The sequence below is a fragment of the Methylobacterium sp. 77 genome, from assembly GCF_000372825.1.
Classification (GTDB): domain Bacteria; phylum Pseudomonadota; class Alphaproteobacteria; order Rhizobiales; family Beijerinckiaceae; genus Methylobacterium.
This window is the reverse complement of the sequence record NZ_KB910516.1, coordinates 194108-212910: the sequence shown is the minus strand read 5'-3', so window position 1 is coordinate 212910 and position 18803 is coordinate 194108. Positions and strand designations below refer to the sequence as shown.

Sequence of the window (18803 nt, the reverse complement as noted above, 5' to 3'; positions counted from 1 at the left end):
GAGCCGCGCCGAAGCCGGGACGGTCCAGGCCGGCATGCGCATCGTCGCGGCGGATCGCATCGTCACGGCGCTGAATACCGGCTCGCCCTATGCCGACGCGCTGGCGGCCCTGCGCAGCTTCGAGCCGGGCGATCCGGCCCGTCTGACCGCCGTCGCTCCCTTCGCGGATAAGGGGGCTCCGACGGCGAGAAGCCTCGCGGCCGAGTTCCGGACCGTCGCCGAGCGGATCGCGGCGAGCCGCAAGTCCGCCCAGGCCAAGACGGTGGCCGAGACCGGCGACATCAAGCAACGGCTGATGAGCATGGCCGAATCCATCGTTCAGGTCCGCAAGGTCGATGCTCCCGCCGCCTCCGGCGAGACCGCGACGGAGGACGGGGTGCCGAAGATTCAGGAGGCGCTGGATCGCGGCGCCATCGGCGAGGCGGCAAAGGCCTTCGCCGCCCTGCCGGAGGATGCGCGCGCTCAAGCCGGGGAATTCGGCACCAAGCTCGCCTCACGTGCCTCGGCGGGCGATGCCGCGCAGGCTCTCCTGGCGGATGCCTTCAAGGCGCTGCCCTCTACCGGCACGGCCCGGTGAGGGACGCCACTGCCGTGCGGTCTTCCGGCATTCCGGAAGACGCTTTCCCGATCAGTGCGCGCGCGTTCGTCGTGCCCGCATCTCCCCCTATTCGCGTCCCCTACCCGGCCGACGCCACTTTCCGGAGTTCGTGATCCCATGTGGCGCGCCCTCGCCTTCCTAGCCCTCCTCGCCATCGCCGCCTTCGGGGCGACATGGATCGCCGACCGGCCCGGCACGGTCACCATCGTCTGGAACGGCTATGAGATCGCCACCAGCCTCGCGATCGCCCTGATCGGAGTCCTCGTCGCCGCGATCGTCGTCGGCTTCGTATGGGCCGTGGTGAAGGGCATCATCACCCTTCCCGAGACGCTGGTGCGCGGCTCGAAAGAGCGTCGCCGGGCCAAGGGTTTCTCGGCCCTGTCGCGCGGCATGGTCGCCGTCGGCTCGGGTGATCCCCTGGCCGCGCGCCGCCATGCCAGCGATGCCGAGCGCCTGCTCGGCGCGGAGCCGCTGGCACTCCTCCTTAAGGCACAGGCCGCGCAGATCTCTGGTGACCGCGAGGCGGCCGAACACGCCTTCCAGCGCATGGTCAACGACCCCGAGACCCGGGTTCTCGGCCTGCGCGGATTGTTCGTCGAGGCGCGCCGCCGAGAGGACGATGTCGCCGCCCGCGCCTATGCCGCCGAGGCCGCCCGCCTCGCTCCGAGCGTGACCTGGGCCAACGAGGCCGTGCTCGAGGCGCAATGCGCAGACGGCGATTGGAGCGGTGCCGTCGAGACCGTGGAACGCCGGGCCTCCCTCGGCCTTATCGAGAAGGGCCTTGCCCGCCGCCAGCGCGCCGTGCTGCTCACGGCCGCCGCGCAGACCCGCGAAGCCGGCGAGCCCGAAGCCGCGACCCAGCGTGCCCTCGACGCGGTCAAGCTTGCGCCGGACCTCGTTCCCGCCGCCTGCATCGCCGGCCGGCTCCTCGCCCGCCGGGGCGACCTGAAGAAGGCTGCGAAGATCGTCGAGGCGGCGTGGCGCGCCAACCCACATCCCGATCTCGCCAAGGTCTATCTCGGCCTGCGCGTCGGTGATTCCGTGCGCGACCGCCTCACCCGCGCCGAGACCCTCGCCAAGATTTCCACCTGGCATCCCGAATCCCGCCTCGCCATGGCGCAGGCCGCCGTCGAGGCGCAGGATATCGGCAAGGCGCGCGAGGCGCTGGCCCCTCTTCTGGCCGATCGCCCCACGGTCCGCGCCTGCCTTGCCATGGCGAAGATCGAGGAGACCGAGCACGGCGCCGGCTCGGGCCGGGCGCGGGAATGGCTGGCGCGCGCGGCTCATGCTCCGCGCGACCCGATGTGGATCGCCGATGGCGTCGCCTCTGAGCGCTGGGCGCCGGTCTCTCCGATCACCGGCCATCTCGACGCTTTCGTCTGGAAGGCCCCGACCGAATTGCTCGAAGGCCCGTCGGGGGACGACGTCACCGGCGATATCGACGACAGGGACGACCATGCCCGGCCGGCCCTCCCGGCAGCCGCGCCACAGGTCTTGGAGGCTGCCCCGTCGAACGCGGCCGTGGTCGCGCCGGTGAAGCCCGCCGAGCCCGCTCCCGTGAACGTCGCCAAGATGGCGTCGAAGCCCTCGGCACCTGCAAGCGGACCGATGGCGACCGGCGCCGCGACGCCGGTGGTGTTTCCCGCGCCCAAAGGCCCGGATTCCGCGGCCGAAACCAAGGCCCGGCTGGTCGGCTGATCCCGCAATGGGGCATGAAGGGCGGCGCCTCGCCGTCGCCCTTTAAAGGTCGGTTCACGCAAGCTCGCTAAAGCTGTGATCAGCGAGTTCTGCGTAAACGAAGTGCCATGTCCCCATCTCTCGACGATGCGCCGGACTTCTCCGGCCTGATCGAACTGTCGCGTCTCGGTGACCTCGATCTGAAACCAGTCATCCTACGGGTCCAGACCGACCTGTTCCTCACCGCGACCGCGCACGACCGGAAGTCCGTCGAGGCCTTTCAGTCCCTCGCCGGCGGGCTGATCCCGATCGTGGACGATGAGACGGCGTTGATCGTGGCGCGCAAGCTGGCGCCGTTTCCAGCGACGCCACAGCCCGTTCTCGCCATCCTCGCCGCACGCGGGGTCGAGATCAGGGACATCGTCATCGCGCAGGCCCCCAGCCTGTCGGCGATGGTGATTGAGGCCGCCCTTTCCGGTGGTTCGGACATCGCCACGGCCATCGCCCGGCGATCCGACCTGAGCCGTAGCCTCATCGACGAAATGGTTGCGCGCGATGTTGCCGCCATCGATCTCGCCCTCGCCGAGAATTGGCAGATCAGCCTCCAGGGCGGCACGATCGGCCTCCTCGTCAACCGCGCGCGAACCACGCCCGACTTGGCGCAGGCGCTACTCGCCCGCCCCGATCTGGCTCCCGGCGATCTGGGTCCGCTGTTCCTCTATGCCGATGAAGACCTGCGCGAAGCGATCGGGAGAGCGATCGGTGCGAGAGCCGCGTTGCGGCCGTCCCCTCCCCTGCCACGCGAGGCGGGAGCCGTCCTCACCGGCTTTTCCGGGCGACGCGACGTCGCCGGCTTCGTCGCGGCTCTGGCGGAGATGCTCGGCCTTCAGCGCGGCTTCCTTGCCACCACGGCCGACCCGAGCCGCCGCTATGAGCTTCTGACGCTCTCGCTTCGTGCCGTGGGGTTGCATGAGGAGGAGGCCGTCTACGTCTTCCTCACTCTCAACGAGACCGTGGCTCGTTCGGTGGACCGGGTTTTCGACCTGGTGAAGCTGTTCCGCACCATTCCGCGCAGCGCGGCACGCGATCTCCTCGGCGCGGTCCTCGATACCCCCTTGCCCGAACGCCTCAACGGCGGCACCGCGCACCAGCCCTATACGGCGCCGGACGCAGTTCGTCCGCGCATGCCGGCATCCACCGAGCGCGCTCCGCTTCGGCCGGCGCTTCCGGGCCGGGTGAGGCAATCCGGGGCGGCCTGATCGAGGTTCCGGTTCGGCGTTCCGTCACGTCGAAACGCCGCCTCTCGCGGGTCTCGGAGACCTGATTTCCGAGAATCCGCACGGCGCTCGCGCGTGCGCAAGCGCCCTCTCCTCATTCGGCGAGATCGAGGCAATGCCGCCCCGAGCGGTCGTCGATCTCGATGATCCAGAGGTCGTCGTCGAAGCGCAGCTCCTTGCCGATGCGGAGCTCGACATCGACCGGCGACGCCTCACCCATCAGCCTGACGAAGCTACGGTCTCTCGCATCCTCGGTGTCGACGAGCGCTTGCGGCGCGGGACCGTAGAGGTCGGCCCGTCCGTCGAGGCGGTCGATCTTGACGAAGATGGCTCCCGCTTCGGCCGCACCGCGCCGGCGCTGCACCGCGTCGATCCCCTCGATGGCGAGACGGCGGAGATGGGCCGAGACCCAGAAATCGGAACGCAGGCGAGGCATCGCTCGCCTATAGCATCCGCGGCGGGACTGATACCAAATCTCGGTCGGGCTCGCCGAGGTCCGGCGGACGACCGCCGTCGCCCCGGCGCGCGGGCGGTCTTGATGAATCACGCTCGCCGACGTCCGATGCCGGGACTAGCCCTTGGGCGAGCCGGCGCTGGAGGCGAGTTCGCGCAGGGTGCGGCCGGCGGCGACACCCTTCACCGGCAGCTTGCGGTCGCGCTCGAACTTCTCGATGGCCGCCCGCGTTCCGGCACCGAGCACGCCGTCGGCGACGAGGGGCCCATAGCCGAGCTTGACCAGGGCCCGCTGCGCCTGCGCTACGGCGACATCGGTTTTCGGGGTTACCGATGCGGTGGTTTCGCCGGCCTTGATGATCTCGGCGATCACGTCGCGCTTGGTGGCCTGTGCGGCGACGACCGGTTTCGTCGCCGGTTTGGCCGGCTCGGGCAACAAAGCTGCTTTCTGCTCCGGCCCGGGATCGGATTTCGGCACGTCGATCTTGCGCGGCGGCGCTTCCGCGAGCCTGGCTGGCTCCGCAGATTTGGCTGGTTCCGCCGGTTTGGCGGCCTGCGGCTTCGCTGCGGCGCCGTTCCCCGTCCCCTTGCCGAGGGTGGGGAAGATCGGCGCGGGATGCGGGCCGCCCTGGAAGCCCAGCGCATTCATGGCTACGGCCGCGACCGCGCCGAGGGCGACCACCGAGCCGAGAACCTCTCCCGGCCTGCGCAGGCAAAGGCGGCCGAAGCCAGCGACGGCCGTGCCCATGGTCCGAAGCCAGCCGAAAGACGGCCGCCGGGCCGGTCCGGACGCCGGCTTTCTGCGCGGAGGCGCGCTCTGCGCTCCCCGGGCAGGCACAACGATCTCGCGCTGGTCTCGCTTCGGCAGCGGTTCGCGCATGGTCTATCCTTCAAGGCGACGTTGACCTGGAACACCAGGCCAGGAACGAAGAATCGGCTTTCGCAGAAAGCCGACGTCGAACGAGAACGGGGAGCATCGATCCGGATGTCCTATCCGGATCGATGCTCCCATTTGGCCAAGCCGTTCGCGGAAAGCGCTCATCCCGCGCGCTGCATCGGAATGTAGCGCTCGCTCACCGCTTCCGGCGCGGGGTCGAACAGGCCCATCGGGCGTCGGGCCGGCAAGGCCGCATCGGTCGCGGCGATCGGCGGCGCCGAACGTCGAACACCGGTGCGGATCGGTGCCGGAGGAGCCGTGCTCGATCCGCGCCGGCAATCGAGCGGCAGCGTCACGGTCACGGTGGTCCCCTGGCGCTCGGCACTCTCGATCGAGATGCTGCCGCCATGAAGGCCGACCAACCCCTGCACCACGGAGAGGCCGAGGCCGGTTCCCTCATGGGTCCGGTGGTAACCGCCGCCCGCCTGGAAGAACGGCGCACCCACGCGCGGGAGATCGTCCGCGCCGATGCCGATGCCGGTATCGGCGACCACGATGTCGAGATGCGAGGCGCTCTGGCGGAACGAGACGTCGATCCGTCCCCCCGAGGCGGTGAACTTCACCGCGTTGGAGAGGAGATTGATGAGGATCTGGCGGCAGGCGCGCGGGTCTGCCGTGATCTCGATGCCGGGCGCCTCGGAGCCGCGCAGGAGGGTGATCCCACCCTGATCGGCACGGAGTTGCATCAGGTCGCAGCAGGTCCGCACCAGCGAGCCGACATTCATCACCTCGGGAACGTAGTCGAAGTTGCCGCTCTGGATGCGGGACATGTCGAGGAGAGCGTTGACCACGTCGAGGAGGTGGCGCCCCGAACTTCCGATGATTTCGGCATATTCGCGGCTGCGCTCGGGGCCGAGGGTCATCGAGCCCTGACCGGCAAGGACTTCCGAGAAGCCGATGATGGCGTTCAGCGGAGTGCGCAATTCGTGGCTGACGGTGGCGAGGAAGCGGCTCTTGAGGTCGTCGGCGCGTTCGGCCTCGGCGCGGGCGCGCTCCAGCTCTTCCGCGTGGCGGCGATGCTCGGTGACGTCGCGGGTCACGGCGACCACGCTCGATCCCTCGATCCCGGCCAGATTGTCGACGATGCGATGGGCCCGCATCTCGGCGAAGATCAGACGCGGCTCGCCTTCGGCACGCACGGCGGCGGCGTCGAGATGCAGGCGGAACTGGACGGTGGCGGGTTTGCCGCTGGTCGCGACATCGCTGATCGTCTGCAGCAGGGCCGGACGGTCGCCGACATGCACGCGGTCCAGAAGTCCGTAGCCGCGCAGGCGGACCGAATCGACGCCGACAAAGCGCGCCGACGACGCGCTCGCGTCGATGATGCGACCGTTCCGGTCGTGCCAGGTCACGAGGTCGTCGATGGCGGAGAGCAGCATGCGGTCGCGCACCTCGTTGTCACGCATGCGGGCGAGCCAGCGGCCTTCATGGCGCAGATGCTCGAGGGCTTGGGCGGCGACATGACCGATGGCGGTGATGGCGAAGACCGGCATCGCCAGCGAGCGGGACAGGTCGAGGAGCGGCAGCGAGATGATGTCCTGCGGCAGGAACGCGACGACGAGGGCACCGATCATCGCGATGATGGCGGCGGCGAGGGTCGCACGGCGCGAGCCGGAGACGACGGCCTCCAGCGGGATCGCCACGAGCCAGATCGCGGCAGCGGAATTCACGCCGCCCGACATGAGGGCGAGGCAAACCACGAGGCCGGTCAGGCCCGCCGACGAGATCGCATGCGCGACCCAGAGGATTCCCGTCCGCGAGAGGAAGACGGCGGCGAAGACCGGCAGCATCAGGCTGGCGATGGCCAGGACCTCAATGCCGCTCGGCACGCCGCGCCAGAGCAGGTAGGGCGGCAGCCCGGCCATCATCACGATCCCGGTCGCGAGACGCGACACCAGGAAGCGCTCGTGCCGGAACCGCACGGCGTCGTCATCGATCACCGACTCGTGGACGAGCCCGGCAAGCCGGAGATCGATGAGGGAAGCCAGGCCGCTGTAAATACGCAATACGGACACGCACAGCGCGAAGTGCCTGACAGGCCGCTTCGTCGCCCCTTGGCTCGACTTGGACTCGGGTTCGACTTGAACTCGACTGATGCCGAACCTCGCAGACCCGACTTAAGCGAGTGTTGCGTAGACCCATCCGATTGTTCGCGGATGCTTTCCGGAGGGTAACCGAGCCTATTCGGAAGAGGGTTCCTTTCGGGGCAAAGCAACGTCCATCCACAGGGGCGATCGAACCGGGAAAGGAGACGTTCACCAAGCGGCTCGATTTCAAAGCTGTCGTGAGACGGGTTTTACATTCTCCGCCGACAGTCCTTTGGAAGAGGCCGCTCGCGGCTGAGCATGCACCAACCCACGGATCCCATGTCGTTCCTCATTCGCGCCAGCCTGGTGATCGGCGCCCTCTCCTATCTCGCCGCCCAACGTGACGATCCCGCCTCGATGGCGCGATTGCAGGCTCCATCGATGCAGCAGGCGGTCTCGGCCGCCTGGGGGACGCTGCCGCTCGAAACACGCGAGAAGGCGGCGAGCGAGGGTGTCGATACGCTCGTCCGGCAGGTCACCGGATCGGTCGCGGTCGCCTCGCGGGATACTCTGGCGGAAACGGATCGCCGTCCCGCATGGCACGGCGTCGACGGTCGCTGACAGGACGCCTCCGGTGTCGCCGTCCGGCCGTATATTCGGTCTTCGACGGCTTCGGTGCGCAGGAAGGTTACTGTACCGGTTTCCACTTCATGCTTTAGTCATCCGGTAGTCGTGTCGCAGGACGGAGATCATCGTTCATGTTCGGTTTCGGCATGGAATACGAGGGCGCCGCCTTTTGGCTGCCGCTGGTCTGGGCCGGCCTGCTGGCTCTGGCGGTCGCCATGTACGTCGTCATCGACGGGTTCGATCTCGGCGTCGGCATCCTCTTCACCGCCGCGAGCAAGGGCAACTGGCGCGACCGGATGATGATCTCCGTTGCGCCGATCTGGGACGGCAACGAGACCTGGCTCGTCCTCGGCGGCGGCGGCCTGTTCGCGGTGTTCAGCGTCGCTTACGCGATCCTGCTGCCGGCCCTCTACTTGCCGCTGATCCTGATGTTGCTCGCGCTGATCTTTCGCGGCGTGGCCTTCGAGTTCCGGTTCAAGGCGGAGAAGTCCCAGTTCCTGTGGGACAACGCTTTTCATTACGGCTCGCTGGTGGCGACCTTCGCCCAAGGCATGGTGCTCGGCGCCTTCGTCCAGGGTTTCACCATCGAGGGACGCGGCTTTACCGGCGGCACGATGGATTGGCTCACCCCCTTCAGTGTCATGACGGGCATCGGCCTCGTCTGCGGCTACGGTCTGCTCGGCGCCACCTGGTGCGTGATGAAGACCTCGGGCGAACTCCAGATCTGGGCGCGGCGCAAGAGCATCCAGTTTCTCATCGGCACCGTCGTCGCGATGACGATCGTCAGCGCCTGGGTGCCGTTCCTCGGCACGCAGATCCAGTGGCGCTGGATTTCCTGGCCGAACATCGCTTTCGTCGCGCCGATCCCCGCCGTGACCGCCATCGTCTGCTGGCAGATCTATTCGGCGCTCCGGATCGGCCGCGACGTGTCGCCGTTCCTTCTCAGCATCGCCCTGTTCCTGCTCGGTTTTCTCGGCCTCGCCGTCAGCCTCTTCCCCTATATCGTGCCGCCGAAGATGACGATCTGGGAAGCGGCCAACGCGGTCAGCGCCCTTAAATTCGCCCTCGTCGGCTATTCCGTGGTGATGCCGCTGACGCTCGCCTACACCGCCTACGCCTATTGGGTCTTCCGGGGGAAAGTCGCGGAGGACATCTCGACCGGCGGATACGGGCATTGAGCGATCCGTTTCAGGACAAGCCTCGCCCGGTGGGGCGCCTGCTCTGGTTCGTCGCCTTCTACGCGATCAGCCTCGTCACCTTCACGGGGCTGGTCTACTTCATCCGCTTCATCGCCAAGGGCTGATGTTGGGCTCGGGTCGCCGCAACTGATCTCTCGCTGAGGTCATCGGGGGGAGCGAGACGAGATTCCCGCCCCTCCACTCAGATGTCATACGACGCGGCCTGCCGCGCCCGCAGCACGTAGAGCGAGCGCGGATCGAGCCGCAGCCGCGCGCCGGGCGGGAACAGTGCCTGCCCGGCCTGGACCGTGCCTGTCGGCCGGGTCGTGTCGAAGACGATCATCCACGACCCGCCGATCACCGGTGCCAGGTTGAAATCGGTCGGTTCATCGGCGGCATTGATCAGGATCAAGAGGCGATCCGCGCTCGGCAGGTCGTTGCCGATCTGCATGCCGAAGGCCTGCCGATGCCCGTCCGCCCAGGCGTCGTCGTCCATCTCGGCGCCGCAGGGCGAGAGCCAGTGGACGTCGCGAAGCGGCCCCTCGCCGATGACGTCGCCGGTGAGGAACGTCCGGCGGCGCAGGGCAGGCTGCTCCCGGCGCAGCCGGGTGAGGTTGGCGACGAAGGTCGTCAGGCCGGGATCGGGATCCGTCTGCCAGTCGACCCAATTGATCGCATTGTCCTGCGCATAGGCGTTGTTGTTGCCGCCCTGGCTGCGTGACCGCTCGTCGCCGGCGAGGATCATCGGGACGCCCTGCGCCAATAGGGTCGTTGCCAGGAGGTTGCGCTTCTGCCGCGCCCGCAGGGCCAGGATCGCCGGATCGTCGGTGGGGCCCTCGACACCGTAGTTGCGGGAGAGGTTGTGACCGTGGCCGTCGCGGTTGTCCTCGCCATTGGCGTGGTTGTGCTTCTGCTCGTAGGCGACGACATCGGCCAGGGTGTAGCCGTCATGGCTCGCCACGTAGTTGATGCTCGCCAGCGGCGAACGTCCGGAGCCCGAGAAGATCTCGCGCGAGCCGGACAAGGCCTGCGTGAGCTTCGGCAGGACGCCGTGATCGCCGCGCCAGAAGGCGCGGACGCTGTCGCGGAACTGGTCGTTCCACTCGGCCCAGCCGCGCGGATACGCGCCGAGCTGGTAGCCGCCCATGCCGATATCCCAGGGCTCGGCGATCATCTTGGCGCGGGACAGGATCGGATCCTGGGCGATGGCCTGGAAGAACGCTGCCTTGGCCGTGAAATCGTGCGGCGTGCGACCGAGGCTGGTGGCGAGATCGAAGCGGAACCCGGCGATCCCGTATGCCGTCACCCAGTGGCGCAGCGAGTCGAGGACGAGCTGCATCACGCGGGGATGGTCGAGGTCCAGCGTGTTGCCGCAGCCGGTGCAGTCGATCTCCTGCCGGCGGTTCTCCGGGTTGAGCTTGTAATAGCTGGCATTGTCGATGCCCCGGAACGACAGGGTCGGCCCGGTATGATCGGCCTCGCAGGTATGGTTGTAGACCACGTCGAGGATCACCTCGATCTCGGCCGCGGCGAGTTCACGGATCGCCGCCTTAAGGCCGCCGATCCCGGCGAGGCCGAGATAGCGCGGCTCCGGCGCGAAATACCCGAGCGGCGAGTAGCCCCAGAAATTGACGAGGCCCTTCTCCACCAGGAAGCGATCGTCGGCGAAGGACTGGATCGGCAGGAGTTCGATCGCGGTCACGCCCAGCTTCAGCAGGTGTTCGATGATCGCGGGATGGGCGAGGGCGGCATAAGTGCCGCGCTCCGCCTCCGGGATGTCGGGATGAAGCTGCGTCAGCGCCTTGACATGCGCCTCGTAGATCACCGTCTGACCAAGAGGCCGACGGATCGGGTTGATCGCGAGATCGGGCAGATCGGGGGCCGTCACCACCCCTCGCGGCATGTACGCCGCGCTGTCGCGGCGGTCGATCTGGTCTTCGCGCTGGAGGCCACGGCGATGACCGTAGAGCGAATCGTGCCAGCGGATGCGGCCCTGGATTTCGCGCGCATAGGGGTCGAGGAGAAGCTTCGACGGATTAAAGCGGTGGCCCTGGGCCGGCTCCCAGGGGCCATGGACACGGTACCCGTAGAGCTGACCGGGAAACACGCCGCGCAGGTAACCGTGCCAGACGTCGTCGGTGCGGCAGGGCAGCGGGAGGATGCGGCTCTCGTGGCGCTCGCCCGGCTCGAACAGGCACAGATCCACCGCTGTGGCGTTCTGCGAGAACAGCGCGAAATTGACACCGCGACCGTCGAAATGCGCCCCGAGAGGCCCCGGTGCGCCGTCGTCGATGCCGATCATGAACGTCCTTCGTAAGAGATCGCCGGAGCGACCTCTTTTCCGGCCAGCCGTTGGACGAAAGAGGAGTGCGCTACTCGGCGGCGGCGGCCGCAGCGCGCGGCGGCTCACGCTCGACGGTGCGGAAGTTCTCGAGGTCCGTCAAGAAATTGCGTGCCCACCAATCGACGTCTTCCCGCGTCATCCGCTCGACCATCGGCTTCCAGCGCTCGATCCGCTCGCCTCGCGGCATGTAGAGGGCGGTACGGATGGCTTCCGCCACCTCGAACCGGTCGTAGGGGTTCACCAGCAGCGCCTCGGGAAGCTGCCGCGACGCGCCCGCGAATTTCGACAGGACGAGGACGCCGGGATCGTCCGCGGTCTGAGCGACGATGTATTCCTTCGCGACGAGGTTCATGCCGTCGCGCATGGGCGTCACCAATCCGACGCGGGCGGCCCGGTAGAGCCCGGCGAGAACGGGGCGCGGATACGCCTTCGTCACATACTGGATCGGAGTCCAGTTCGGTTCGCCGAGGGCGCCGTTGATCTCGCCGACGGTCTCGTTCACCTCGCGGCTGAGTTCCTCGTATTCGGGGACTTCGGTACGCGATTTAGGGGTGATCTGAAGATAGACGACGTTGCCGCGCTGGTCGGGATTCGAGGCGAAAAAGCGGTCCACAGCCTCCATCCGCTCGGGCACACCCTTGGAATAGTCGAGCCGATCGACGCCGATGAGGAGCTTGCGCGTGCGCAGTCCGGCCATCGTATCGCGAACGGTCTTGTTCGCTCCGGCATTCTCCGCCGCTTCCTTGAACCCGGCGACGTCGATGCCGATCGGGAAACTGCGGATGCGGGTGCGGCGCCCATCGACCATCAGCGACCCGCCGCCAAGCGGGATCGCCCGCAAGACGTCGATGAGGTTACGCGAAAGGTTGTGGACATCCGGGTCGGTCTGCAGGCCGATCAGGTCGTAATCGGCGATTCCGCGCAAAAGGTCGCCGCTGGCGGGGAGCGTGTTGAACACGTCGGCCGCGGGCCACGGGATGTGGTGGAAATAGCCGATCGGGTTGGCGATGCCGAGGCCGCGCAGTTCCGAGGCCAGGGGCAGCAGGTGGTAATCGTGTACCCAGATGATGTCGTCGGGCTCGATCAGCTTGGCGAGCGCCCGCGCGAAGATGCGGTTGACGCGCTGGTAGCCGGCATAGTCGGAGCGCGAGAAGGCACCGAGACCGAGCCGGTAATGCATGATCGGCCAGAGCGCGCGATTGGCGAACCCGCTGTAATATTCGCGGTGGTCCTGCGGCGAGAGATCGACGACGGCGTATTGCACGCGTCCACGGTCGATGAGTTCGGGCTCATCGGACGGATCTTCGACGACCTTGCCGCTCCAGCCGAACCACAATCCCTCATAGGACGTGAAGGCCTCTTTGACGGCCACCGCCAGCCCTCCCGCGGCGACGGATTTACCGTTCTCCTCGGGGACGGCCACTCGGTTCGATACGATGACAAGGCGTGCCACTCAGTGGGCTCCGGTCCTCAGCGTGCGACGCACCTTGGGCGCGCCGGACAGGATGATTCCGACATTCAACGCGCGTAACGCGACCGTGATCCGTCCGTTACGGCTACGTATGTTCACATTCGTCAGTCAGCCTAACCGACGGCATCGCCCACGGCCAGGGTACGCAGATGCGAATGTCCGATCTGCGGGGGATCGCCGTCGCCGCGTCGCACAATGACCCACCATGACGGCACCCCTAATACGGTCAAGCTTGACCGGGTTAGGGGCTCGATTGTGAACGCTGGCTGACACGCTCGCCTGAATGATGTCGCGGGCGGCGAACGGACTAACTCCAGCAAGCCGGATTCCCTGCGGAACCGCGTCTCTTGCCGTGATGTTGATGAGCAACACATCACACTGACCGAACGCCATCGAGGAGTATGCCCGTGAACGCAAACCACCCCACAGGGCCGGCATCCGCCATGAACGATCCCGGCATCGGCAGCGCCGCGAGTCAGGCGGGCGCGAATCCTGGCGGTGACTGGAAGGCTCTCAAGGGCGATGTCGAGGGCATCGCGGATGTGGCCGTCGAGCGCGGCCGGGGCTTCGTCTCGGCGGCGCGCGCCCAGGCCACCGACTATGCCGACCGTCGCAAGGGCGACGCGGCCCAATCGGTCCACGATCTCGCGCAGGGTCTGAGGGATTCGAGCAAGTCCTTCGATGACAAGCCGAACATCAAGGCGTTCTTCGACAGCGCCGCCGAGGGCCTAGAACAGTTCGGCACCTCGATCGAGAACCGCAGCTTCGCCGAGTTCTACGACGATGCGGAGGCTTTCGCCCGCCGGGCGCCCGTCGCCGTCGCCGTCGCGACCTTCGTGACCGGCCTCATCGTCTCGCGTTTCATCAAATCGTCGAGCATCGCGACCGATCGCGACGCCCGCGACTCCTTCCGCAGTTAGGCCGCGTGATCATGTCGAACGGCCCTCAATCCAGCATCCAGAGCCTCATCGGCGATGCCTTGCGCGAGACGAGCGAACTCGCGCGCAAGGAGATGGCGCTCTTCCGCAACGAGATGACGAGCAACGTCCGCACGCTCTTCATCGGCCTCGCCCTCATGGTCGGCGCCGGCGTGTTCGGAGTCGTCGCCCTCTTCGTCCTCGTCGACGCCCTTGTGAAGTGGCTCGCGACGGTGGTGCATTCGGAAGCCCTGTCCGCGCTCATCGTCGGAGGCGTGCTTCTCGTCGTCGCCATCATTTTCGCCCTGATCGGGCGCAGCACCATGTCGCTCTCCACTCTGGCGCCGACACGGACCACGCGGCAGATGCGCCAGGATGCGCGCGCGCTGTCGGAAAGGGTTTCGGGATGAGTGAATCGTTGAACGACCTCGAGAAGGACATCGAGGCGAGCCGTGCCCGCCTCGACCAGACCATCGACCGGATCCAGGACAGACTTTCGGTGACCAGCATCGTCGACGACATGCTGGGTAACGTCCGTCGTACGCCGCTGAGCGGTGCCTATGACGGGGCCTTGGACGCCGTGCGCCGCAATCCCGTTCCCGTCCTCCTCATCGCGGCCGGCATCGGCTGGCTGCTTCATCGCACGGCCAAGCAGAACAAGACGGTTCCCAACGGTCGCCTGATCGATCCGAACGATGCCTTGCCGGTGACGCAGAACGCAGCGGCCAAAATCTACGATCCCGACCTGCCGACCCGCCAGCCCGTGAAGGAACTGGCCGAGGAAACCCAGATTTGAGCCCTCAGGGGCCGATCGCGATCTGACCGACCAAGCGGCGACGCCGTTCCTTCCCATTCGACAGGAGTTGCTTCCATGAGCCACAGCAGCCATCCGGGCGAGCCCAAGACCTCGCTTCCCGACGACATTGCGGTCGCGGCGGGCCTTCCGCACGGCGACGATTCACGGCGCTCGCTTCACGATGTTTCCGAGCGAGCCGGCAACGAGGCGAGAGCGGCCGCCGACAGGCTTCACGATCGGGCCGGCGATGCCGTCGACGAGGTTCAGGCGAAGGCCGAAGGCTATGCCGAGCGAGCCAAGGCCGCGGCGCTGGATATGCGCGACACGGTGAAGGATAAGGCCGATTCCCTTCGCGAGCGCGCCTCGGACAGCTACGACGACGCCCGCGACTGGGCGGCCGATGCCCATCAGTCGAGCCGACGCCGCATCGGCGAATTCGCCGAACGTGGAAGCCAACGTCTCGATCGCGGCAAAACCTCGGTCGAACATTTCGTCACCGAGAACCCGCTCCTCGTCGGCGTGGTCGGTTTGGCCGCCGGCCTGCTGCTCGGCGCCCTGCTCCCGAGAACGCGCCGTGAGGACGAGGCGGTGGGTCCCTGGGCCGACGAAGTGAAGGACCAGGGCCTGCGCTACGCCCGCGACTTCGCAGATCGTGGCCGTGAGTTCGTGGAGAGTGCGCTCGATCCCGACAGCCTCAACGCGGCGACGCAGCGGGCCGCCGAGCCGTTCCGCAAGCCTGACGTGCCACCCGTTCGGACGCATTGAGCGGCTTTCCACCGTAGATCGACGTTGACAGGGGCGGCGCTCGACAGCGCCGCCCCTTCATGTTGAGACGGTCGGCGATCGTCCGGGCGGTTCAGACCGCGCCGGACCTTGGGGCGATGCGATGAGCGAGGCCGTGTCAGCCGTGACAGTCCCTGCGCCCCGCCTGCTCTGGTGCGGCGACACCGCCCTCTGCGTCGAGTTCGGCGATCGGATCGACCCTGCCGCCAACGCGGCAATCCTCGCCCTCGACCGTCACGTGCGGGACGCGCAGATTCCTGGGCTCGTCGAAGCCGTTCCCACCTACCGCTCGCTGACCCTTCACGTCGATCCTTGCGCGGTCGATCCCACCAGCATCGAAACCAAGCTTCTCGCCCTGATCGACGCATCCTCCGCCGACGCGGTCCCGAACCGGCTGTGGCGCATTCCCGTCGTCTATGGCGGCTCGTTCGGCATCGATCTCGACGATGTCGCCGCCCATCACGGGCTGAGCGCCGACGAGGTCATGCACCGGCATGCCGCGCCCCGGTATCGCGTCGCCATGAACGGCTTCCTGCCGGGCTATGCCTATTTGTCCGGCCTCGACCCGAGTCTGGCTCTCTCACGCCGTGAAAGCCCCAGGCCGGTGACGCCGGCCGGCACCATCTCGATCGGCGGCGTACAGGCACTGGTGGCGAGCATCGCCGCGCCGAGCGGGTGGCACCTGCTAGGGCGCACCCCCGTCCGCTCGTTCTTGCCCGGGCGCGATCCGGTCTTCCTGTTCGAGCCCGGCGACGCGATCCGCTTCATCCCCATCGAGCCCGACCGTTGGGAGGCCCTGGACAAGGCGGCGCAGGCCGGCGAACGCATCGCCGAATGCGAGACGGCACGTTGATGGGCCGGCTCACGATCGAGCGATGCAGCGGCGTCCTCGGCCTCCAGGATGGCGGCAGGACGGGCTACCAGCGCTACGGCCTGTCCGGCTCCGGCGCCATGGACCGCCTCGCCATGGCGACCGCCAATGCCCTCGTCGGCAACCGGGCCGACGCGCCCGCTCTCGAACTCGGTCTCGGCGGCGGCCGCTTCGTAATGGCGGCCGGACGAGGATGGTTCGCCGTGGCCGGAGCGCCCTGCACCATCCGGATCGACGGCGCGCCGATGGCGGGCCATCGCACCGTGATGCTGGAAATGGGTGCGGAACTGGTCATCGATCCACCGCGGGAAGGCAGCTTCGTCTACCTCGCCGTGGCCGGCGGCTTCCTGGCGGATCCCGTGCTCGGCAGCGTTGCGCTGCACCTGCGCGCCGGGATCGGCGGAACCGGTGGCCGTGCGTTCCAGCCGGGAGACAATCTCCGTTTCACCGCGTCGGATGGCCCGACCCAGAGCGACAGAACCGTGGATGCCGTCGCGCTCGACCGCGATGCCGCCATCCGCGTCATGCTCGGGCCCCAGGCCGACCACTTCACCAAGGCCGGGATCGACACCCTCCTCGGCTCCACCTTTACGGTGTCGCATCGCGCCGACCGGATGGGTTACCAGCTCGAAGGCACCGCCATCGGCCATGGCGCGGGCGGCTACAACATCGTCTCGGACGCCACCGTGGCCGGTTCGATCCAGGTACCGGGCAACGGCCTCCCGATCGTCCTGATGGCCGACCGCCAGACAACCGGAGGCTATCCGAAGATCGGGACGGTGATCTCGGCGGACCTGCGCCGCCTCGCCCAGCGGCGGCCGGGGGAACGGGTCCGGTTCGCGGCCGTGGATCTGACACACGCGCGGGAGGCCGCGTTCGGGCAGGCTCGTGAGTTCGCCGGCTTGGCCGGCCGGATACGGGTCCTGAACGGCATCGACGTCGCGCGCCTGTACGGCGCCAACCTCGCCGGGCAGGCCGTGGACGCGTTGGCCGTCGATGCTGCGGCGGTGGATGGCTTGGACGTGGATGCCTTGGGGTCGGAAGTCCCGCGCGATTCCGCCTGAGCCCGTCTCGACGGCACGCGAGCGAGCCGCTATCCGGGCAGGATGAAGCTCGCCGATTGCGATATCCTCATCCTTCCCGGCTATGCAGGCTCGGAAGACGGCCATTGGCAGGCCGGCTGGGCCGCCCGGATGGCCAATGCCCGCATCGTCGAGCAGGACGATTGGCATCATCCCGACGCGACCGCGTGGCGCGCACGCATCGTCGAGGCGGTGGAAGCGGCGACGCGGCCCGTCATGCTCATCGCCCACAGCCTCGGCGTCGTCGCCTCGGTTCAAGCGGCGCCGACTTTTCCCGTCGGCAAGGTCAAGGGCGCCCTCCTCGTGGCGTTCCCCGATGTCGAGCGCACACCGAACCTGCCTGCCAGCGTCACGGCCTTCGCGCCGGTTCCGCGCGATCCTTTGACCTTCCCCTCCTTGCTGGTGGCGAGCCGCAACGACCCCTATTGCGCCTATGACAGGGCCGAGGATTTCGCCTTCTCTTGGGGCTCGGCCCTGGTCGATGCCGGCGAATCCGGCCACATCAACGTGGCGAGCGGCCACGGCCCGTGGCCCGAAGGGCTGATGCGGCTGGCGGGTTTTCTCAAGGGGCTTTGATTCAGAGGGCGCGCAAAGGCGTCGCTCACTCCTTCTCGCCACCACCCATCGGCTTCAGCAACTCTCCGGCGACATCCGACAGGCGCGGCGGCTCCTCTCGCACGAAGGGCAGCGGGCGGCAGACCGCCAGAGCGGCGAGACCGAAGCGCGCCGTCATCAGGCCGTTGAGCACGCCCTCCCCGAGCTTGGCCGAAACCCGCGCCGCGATGCCGAGGCCGAGCACCTGCTGGATCATGCTCTCGCCCACCGCCATTCCGCCCGTGACGGTGAGATGCGCGAAGGCCGAGCGGGCGAGGCGCAGGAAGCCGAGAAAGCCGGGGCGCCCCCCATAGATCGTCGCGATCTGGCGCAGCAGGCGCACGGCGGCGAAGACCACGAAGGCCACGTCGACGATGGCGCGCGGGCTCAGCGCTGTCACGGCCGAGACCTGCTTGGCCGCCGAGGCGATGGCGTTGCGCGCCTGCCGGTCGAGCGGTTCGAGGAGTTCGTGCTCGGCGAGACCGATGCGGTCATCCACATCGAGAATCGTATCGCCCAGGGCCGCCAGGCGCTGACGCCCGGCGGCGAGCCCGGTCCGGGTCGCGTAGAGCGTGCTCAGTTCGGCGACGACGGCCTGCGCGCCGGTATGGTCCCGCGTCGAGAGGGCCTCGACCGCCTTCGCCCGCAGCTTCTCGATCCGGCGCTCGCGCCAGATGCCGGAAAGTTCGCGCATCACGAGGGCGAGGAAGGCGATGGCCGCGACGACGAGCAGCGCGATGGCGACGCCACCCAGCCACGGTGCGGCCGAGAACAGGTCGGCGATCAACCGTTCCAGCGATAGCCCGATCCCGAGGGACACGAGGCCGCCCAACGCCACCATCAGCAGGGACAGCCACGGCGCCCGCGATTTCGGAGCCACCGGTACGGCGACGCCGTCCGCCGCTTCGACGATCTCGAACGGCTCCTCGACGATGCGGACCGCGTTCGGAGCCGTCGGCGGCGGAACGAGACCTTCAATGCTCTCCGCCGGCTCGGCGGCGGGTATGCGGAAGGCGCGGGGACGGTTCGGGGAGGTCATGGGTGGCCCTTTTCATGGGCGGAATGCGAGGACGGCTCCGGGTGGCTCTCCCGCGAAGTGAAAGCCTCAACAGAGCCCTCCAGTTTGCGAGTGACGGTCTGGAACGCTCCTTCGAGGCCGACGGCCGGAATG

Annotated in this window: 18 protein-coding genes and 1 pseudogene; 13 read left to right on the top strand and 6 right to left on the bottom strand. The window is 67.9% G+C overall.

Features of this window, described 5'->3' with window-relative positions; translation table 11 throughout:
- The 3 genes and pseudogenes from A3OK_RS0100880 to A3OK_RS0100870 form a co-directional block, all read left to right on the top strand.
- Positions 1 to 577 (top strand): annotated as a pseudogene (locus A3OK_RS0100880) (hypothetical protein); the annotation flags it as partial.
- 138 nt (positions 578 to 715) lie between these two features.
- Positions 716 to 2296: a heme biosynthesis HemY N-terminal domain-containing protein gene (locus A3OK_RS0100875; RefSeq protein ID WP_019903048.1), complete on the top strand. Its 1581-nt coding sequence runs from the start codon at positions 716 to 718 to the stop codon at positions 2294 to 2296.
- Between the two features lie 107 nt (positions 2297 to 2403).
- On the top strand, positions 2404 to 3534 hold the full coding sequence (locus A3OK_RS0100870; RefSeq protein WP_019903047.1) for a DUF2336 domain-containing protein: 1131 nt from the start codon (positions 2404 to 2406) through the stop codon (positions 3532 to 3534).
- 112 nt (positions 3535 to 3646) lie between these two features.
- Here the strand turns inward: A3OK_RS0100870 and A3OK_RS0100865 are convergent, their stop codons facing one another.
- The 3 genes from A3OK_RS0100865 to A3OK_RS0100855 form a co-directional block, all read right to left on the bottom strand.
- Positions 3647 to 3988 carry a DUF1491 family protein gene (locus A3OK_RS0100865; RefSeq protein WP_019903046.1) on the bottom strand — a complete coding sequence of 114 codons (342 nt, stop codon included), beginning with the start codon at positions 3986 to 3988 and terminating at the stop codon, positions 3647 to 3649.
- Positions 3989 to 4123: 135 nt separating this feature from the next.
- Positions 4124 to 4885 (bottom strand): peptidoglycan-binding domain-containing protein, encoded by a 762-nt coding sequence (locus A3OK_RS0100860; protein ID WP_019903045.1) that lies wholly within the window; start codon positions 4883 to 4885, stop codon positions 4124 to 4126.
- 158 nt (positions 4886 to 5043) lie between these two features.
- Positions 5044 to 6948, bottom strand: a complete 1905-nt coding sequence (locus A3OK_RS0100855; RefSeq protein ID WP_155911915.1) for a PAS domain-containing sensor histidine kinase — start codon at positions 6946 to 6948, stop codon at positions 5044 to 5046.
- A gap of 360 nt (positions 6949 to 7308) precedes the next feature.
- Between A3OK_RS0100855 and A3OK_RS0100850 the strand changes: the two genes are divergently transcribed.
- From A3OK_RS0100850 to A3OK_RS24670, 3 genes are all read left to right on the top strand, one after another.
- Complete coding sequence (locus A3OK_RS0100850) at positions 7309 to 7590, top strand: hypothetical protein (RefSeq protein WP_019903043.1); 282 nt, start codon at positions 7309 to 7311, stop codon at positions 7588 to 7590.
- Between the two features lie 137 nt (positions 7591 to 7727).
- A complete protein-coding gene (gene cydB, locus A3OK_RS0100845) occupies positions 7728 to 8774 on the top strand; it encodes a cytochrome d ubiquinol oxidase subunit II (protein ID WP_019903042.1) in 1047 nt (348 codons plus the stop codon).
- A complete protein-coding gene (locus A3OK_RS24670; protein WP_019903041.1) occupies positions 8771 to 8899 on the top strand; it encodes a hypothetical protein in 129 nt (42 codons plus the stop codon). Before cydB ends, A3OK_RS24670 begins: the two co-directional genes overlap by 4 nt.
- 77 nt (positions 8900 to 8976) lie before the next feature.
- Here A3OK_RS24670 and glgX read toward each other — a convergent pair whose 3' ends face one another.
- A complete protein-coding gene (gene glgX, locus A3OK_RS0100835) occupies positions 8977 to 11076 on the bottom strand; it encodes a glycogen debranching protein GlgX (RefSeq protein ID WP_019903040.1) in 2100 nt (699 codons plus the stop codon).
- Between the two features lie 70 nt (positions 11077 to 11146).
- The gene (locus tag A3OK_RS0100830) at positions 11147 to 12571 is read right to left on the bottom strand and encodes a trehalose-6-phosphate synthase (protein ID WP_026596800.1); all 1425 of its coding nucleotides are present in this window, start codon (positions 12569 to 12571) and stop codon (positions 11147 to 11149) included.
- Positions 12572 to 12990: 419 nt separating this feature from the next.
- Here A3OK_RS0100830 and A3OK_RS0100825 point away from each other — a divergent pair, with 419 nt between their 5' ends.
- From A3OK_RS0100825 to A3OK_RS0100795, 7 genes are all read left to right on the top strand, one after another.
- Positions 12991 to 13509, top strand: a complete 519-nt coding sequence (locus A3OK_RS0100825; RefSeq protein ID WP_026596799.1) for a hypothetical protein — start codon at positions 12991 to 12993, stop codon at positions 13507 to 13509.
- A gap of 11 nt (positions 13510 to 13520) precedes the next feature.
- Positions 13521 to 13916 carry a phage holin family protein gene (locus A3OK_RS0100820; protein WP_026596798.1) on the top strand — a complete coding sequence of 132 codons (396 nt, stop codon included), beginning with the start codon at positions 13521 to 13523 and terminating at the stop codon, positions 13914 to 13916.
- Entirely contained in the window at positions 13913 to 14302 is a 390-nt protein-coding gene (locus tag A3OK_RS0100815) for a DUF3618 domain-containing protein (protein WP_019903036.1), read from the top strand. Before A3OK_RS0100820 ends, A3OK_RS0100815 begins: the two co-directional genes overlap by 4 nt.
- Before the next feature lie 75 nt (positions 14303 to 14377).
- Positions 14378 to 15067 carry a YtxH domain-containing protein gene (locus A3OK_RS0100810; RefSeq protein ID WP_019903035.1) on the top strand — a complete coding sequence of 230 codons (690 nt, stop codon included), beginning with the start codon at positions 14378 to 14380 and terminating at the stop codon, positions 15065 to 15067.
- Between the two features lie 142 nt (positions 15068 to 15209).
- Positions 15210 to 15938 (top strand): 5-oxoprolinase subunit PxpB, encoded by a 729-nt coding sequence (gene pxpB, locus A3OK_RS0100805; RefSeq protein ID WP_026596797.1) that lies wholly within the window; start codon positions 15210 to 15212, stop codon positions 15936 to 15938.
- Positions 15938 to 17020, top strand: a complete 1083-nt coding sequence (locus tag A3OK_RS0100800; protein ID WP_019903033.1) for a biotin-dependent carboxyltransferase family protein — start codon at positions 15938 to 15940, stop codon at positions 17018 to 17020. Before pxpB ends, A3OK_RS0100800 begins: the two co-directional genes overlap by 1 nt.
- A gap of 42 nt (positions 17021 to 17062) precedes the next feature.
- Positions 17063 to 17614: an alpha/beta hydrolase gene (locus A3OK_RS0100795; protein WP_019903032.1), complete on the top strand. Its 552-nt coding sequence runs from the start codon at positions 17063 to 17065 to the stop codon at positions 17612 to 17614.
- Positions 17615 to 17639: 25 nt separating this feature from the next.
- Here A3OK_RS0100795 and A3OK_RS0100790 read toward each other — a convergent pair whose 3' ends face one another.
- Positions 17640 to 18671: a TIGR01620 family protein gene (locus A3OK_RS0100790; protein ID WP_019903031.1), complete on the bottom strand. Its 1032-nt coding sequence runs from the start codon at positions 18669 to 18671 to the stop codon at positions 17640 to 17642.
- Positions 18672 to 18803: the final 132 nt, after the last annotated feature.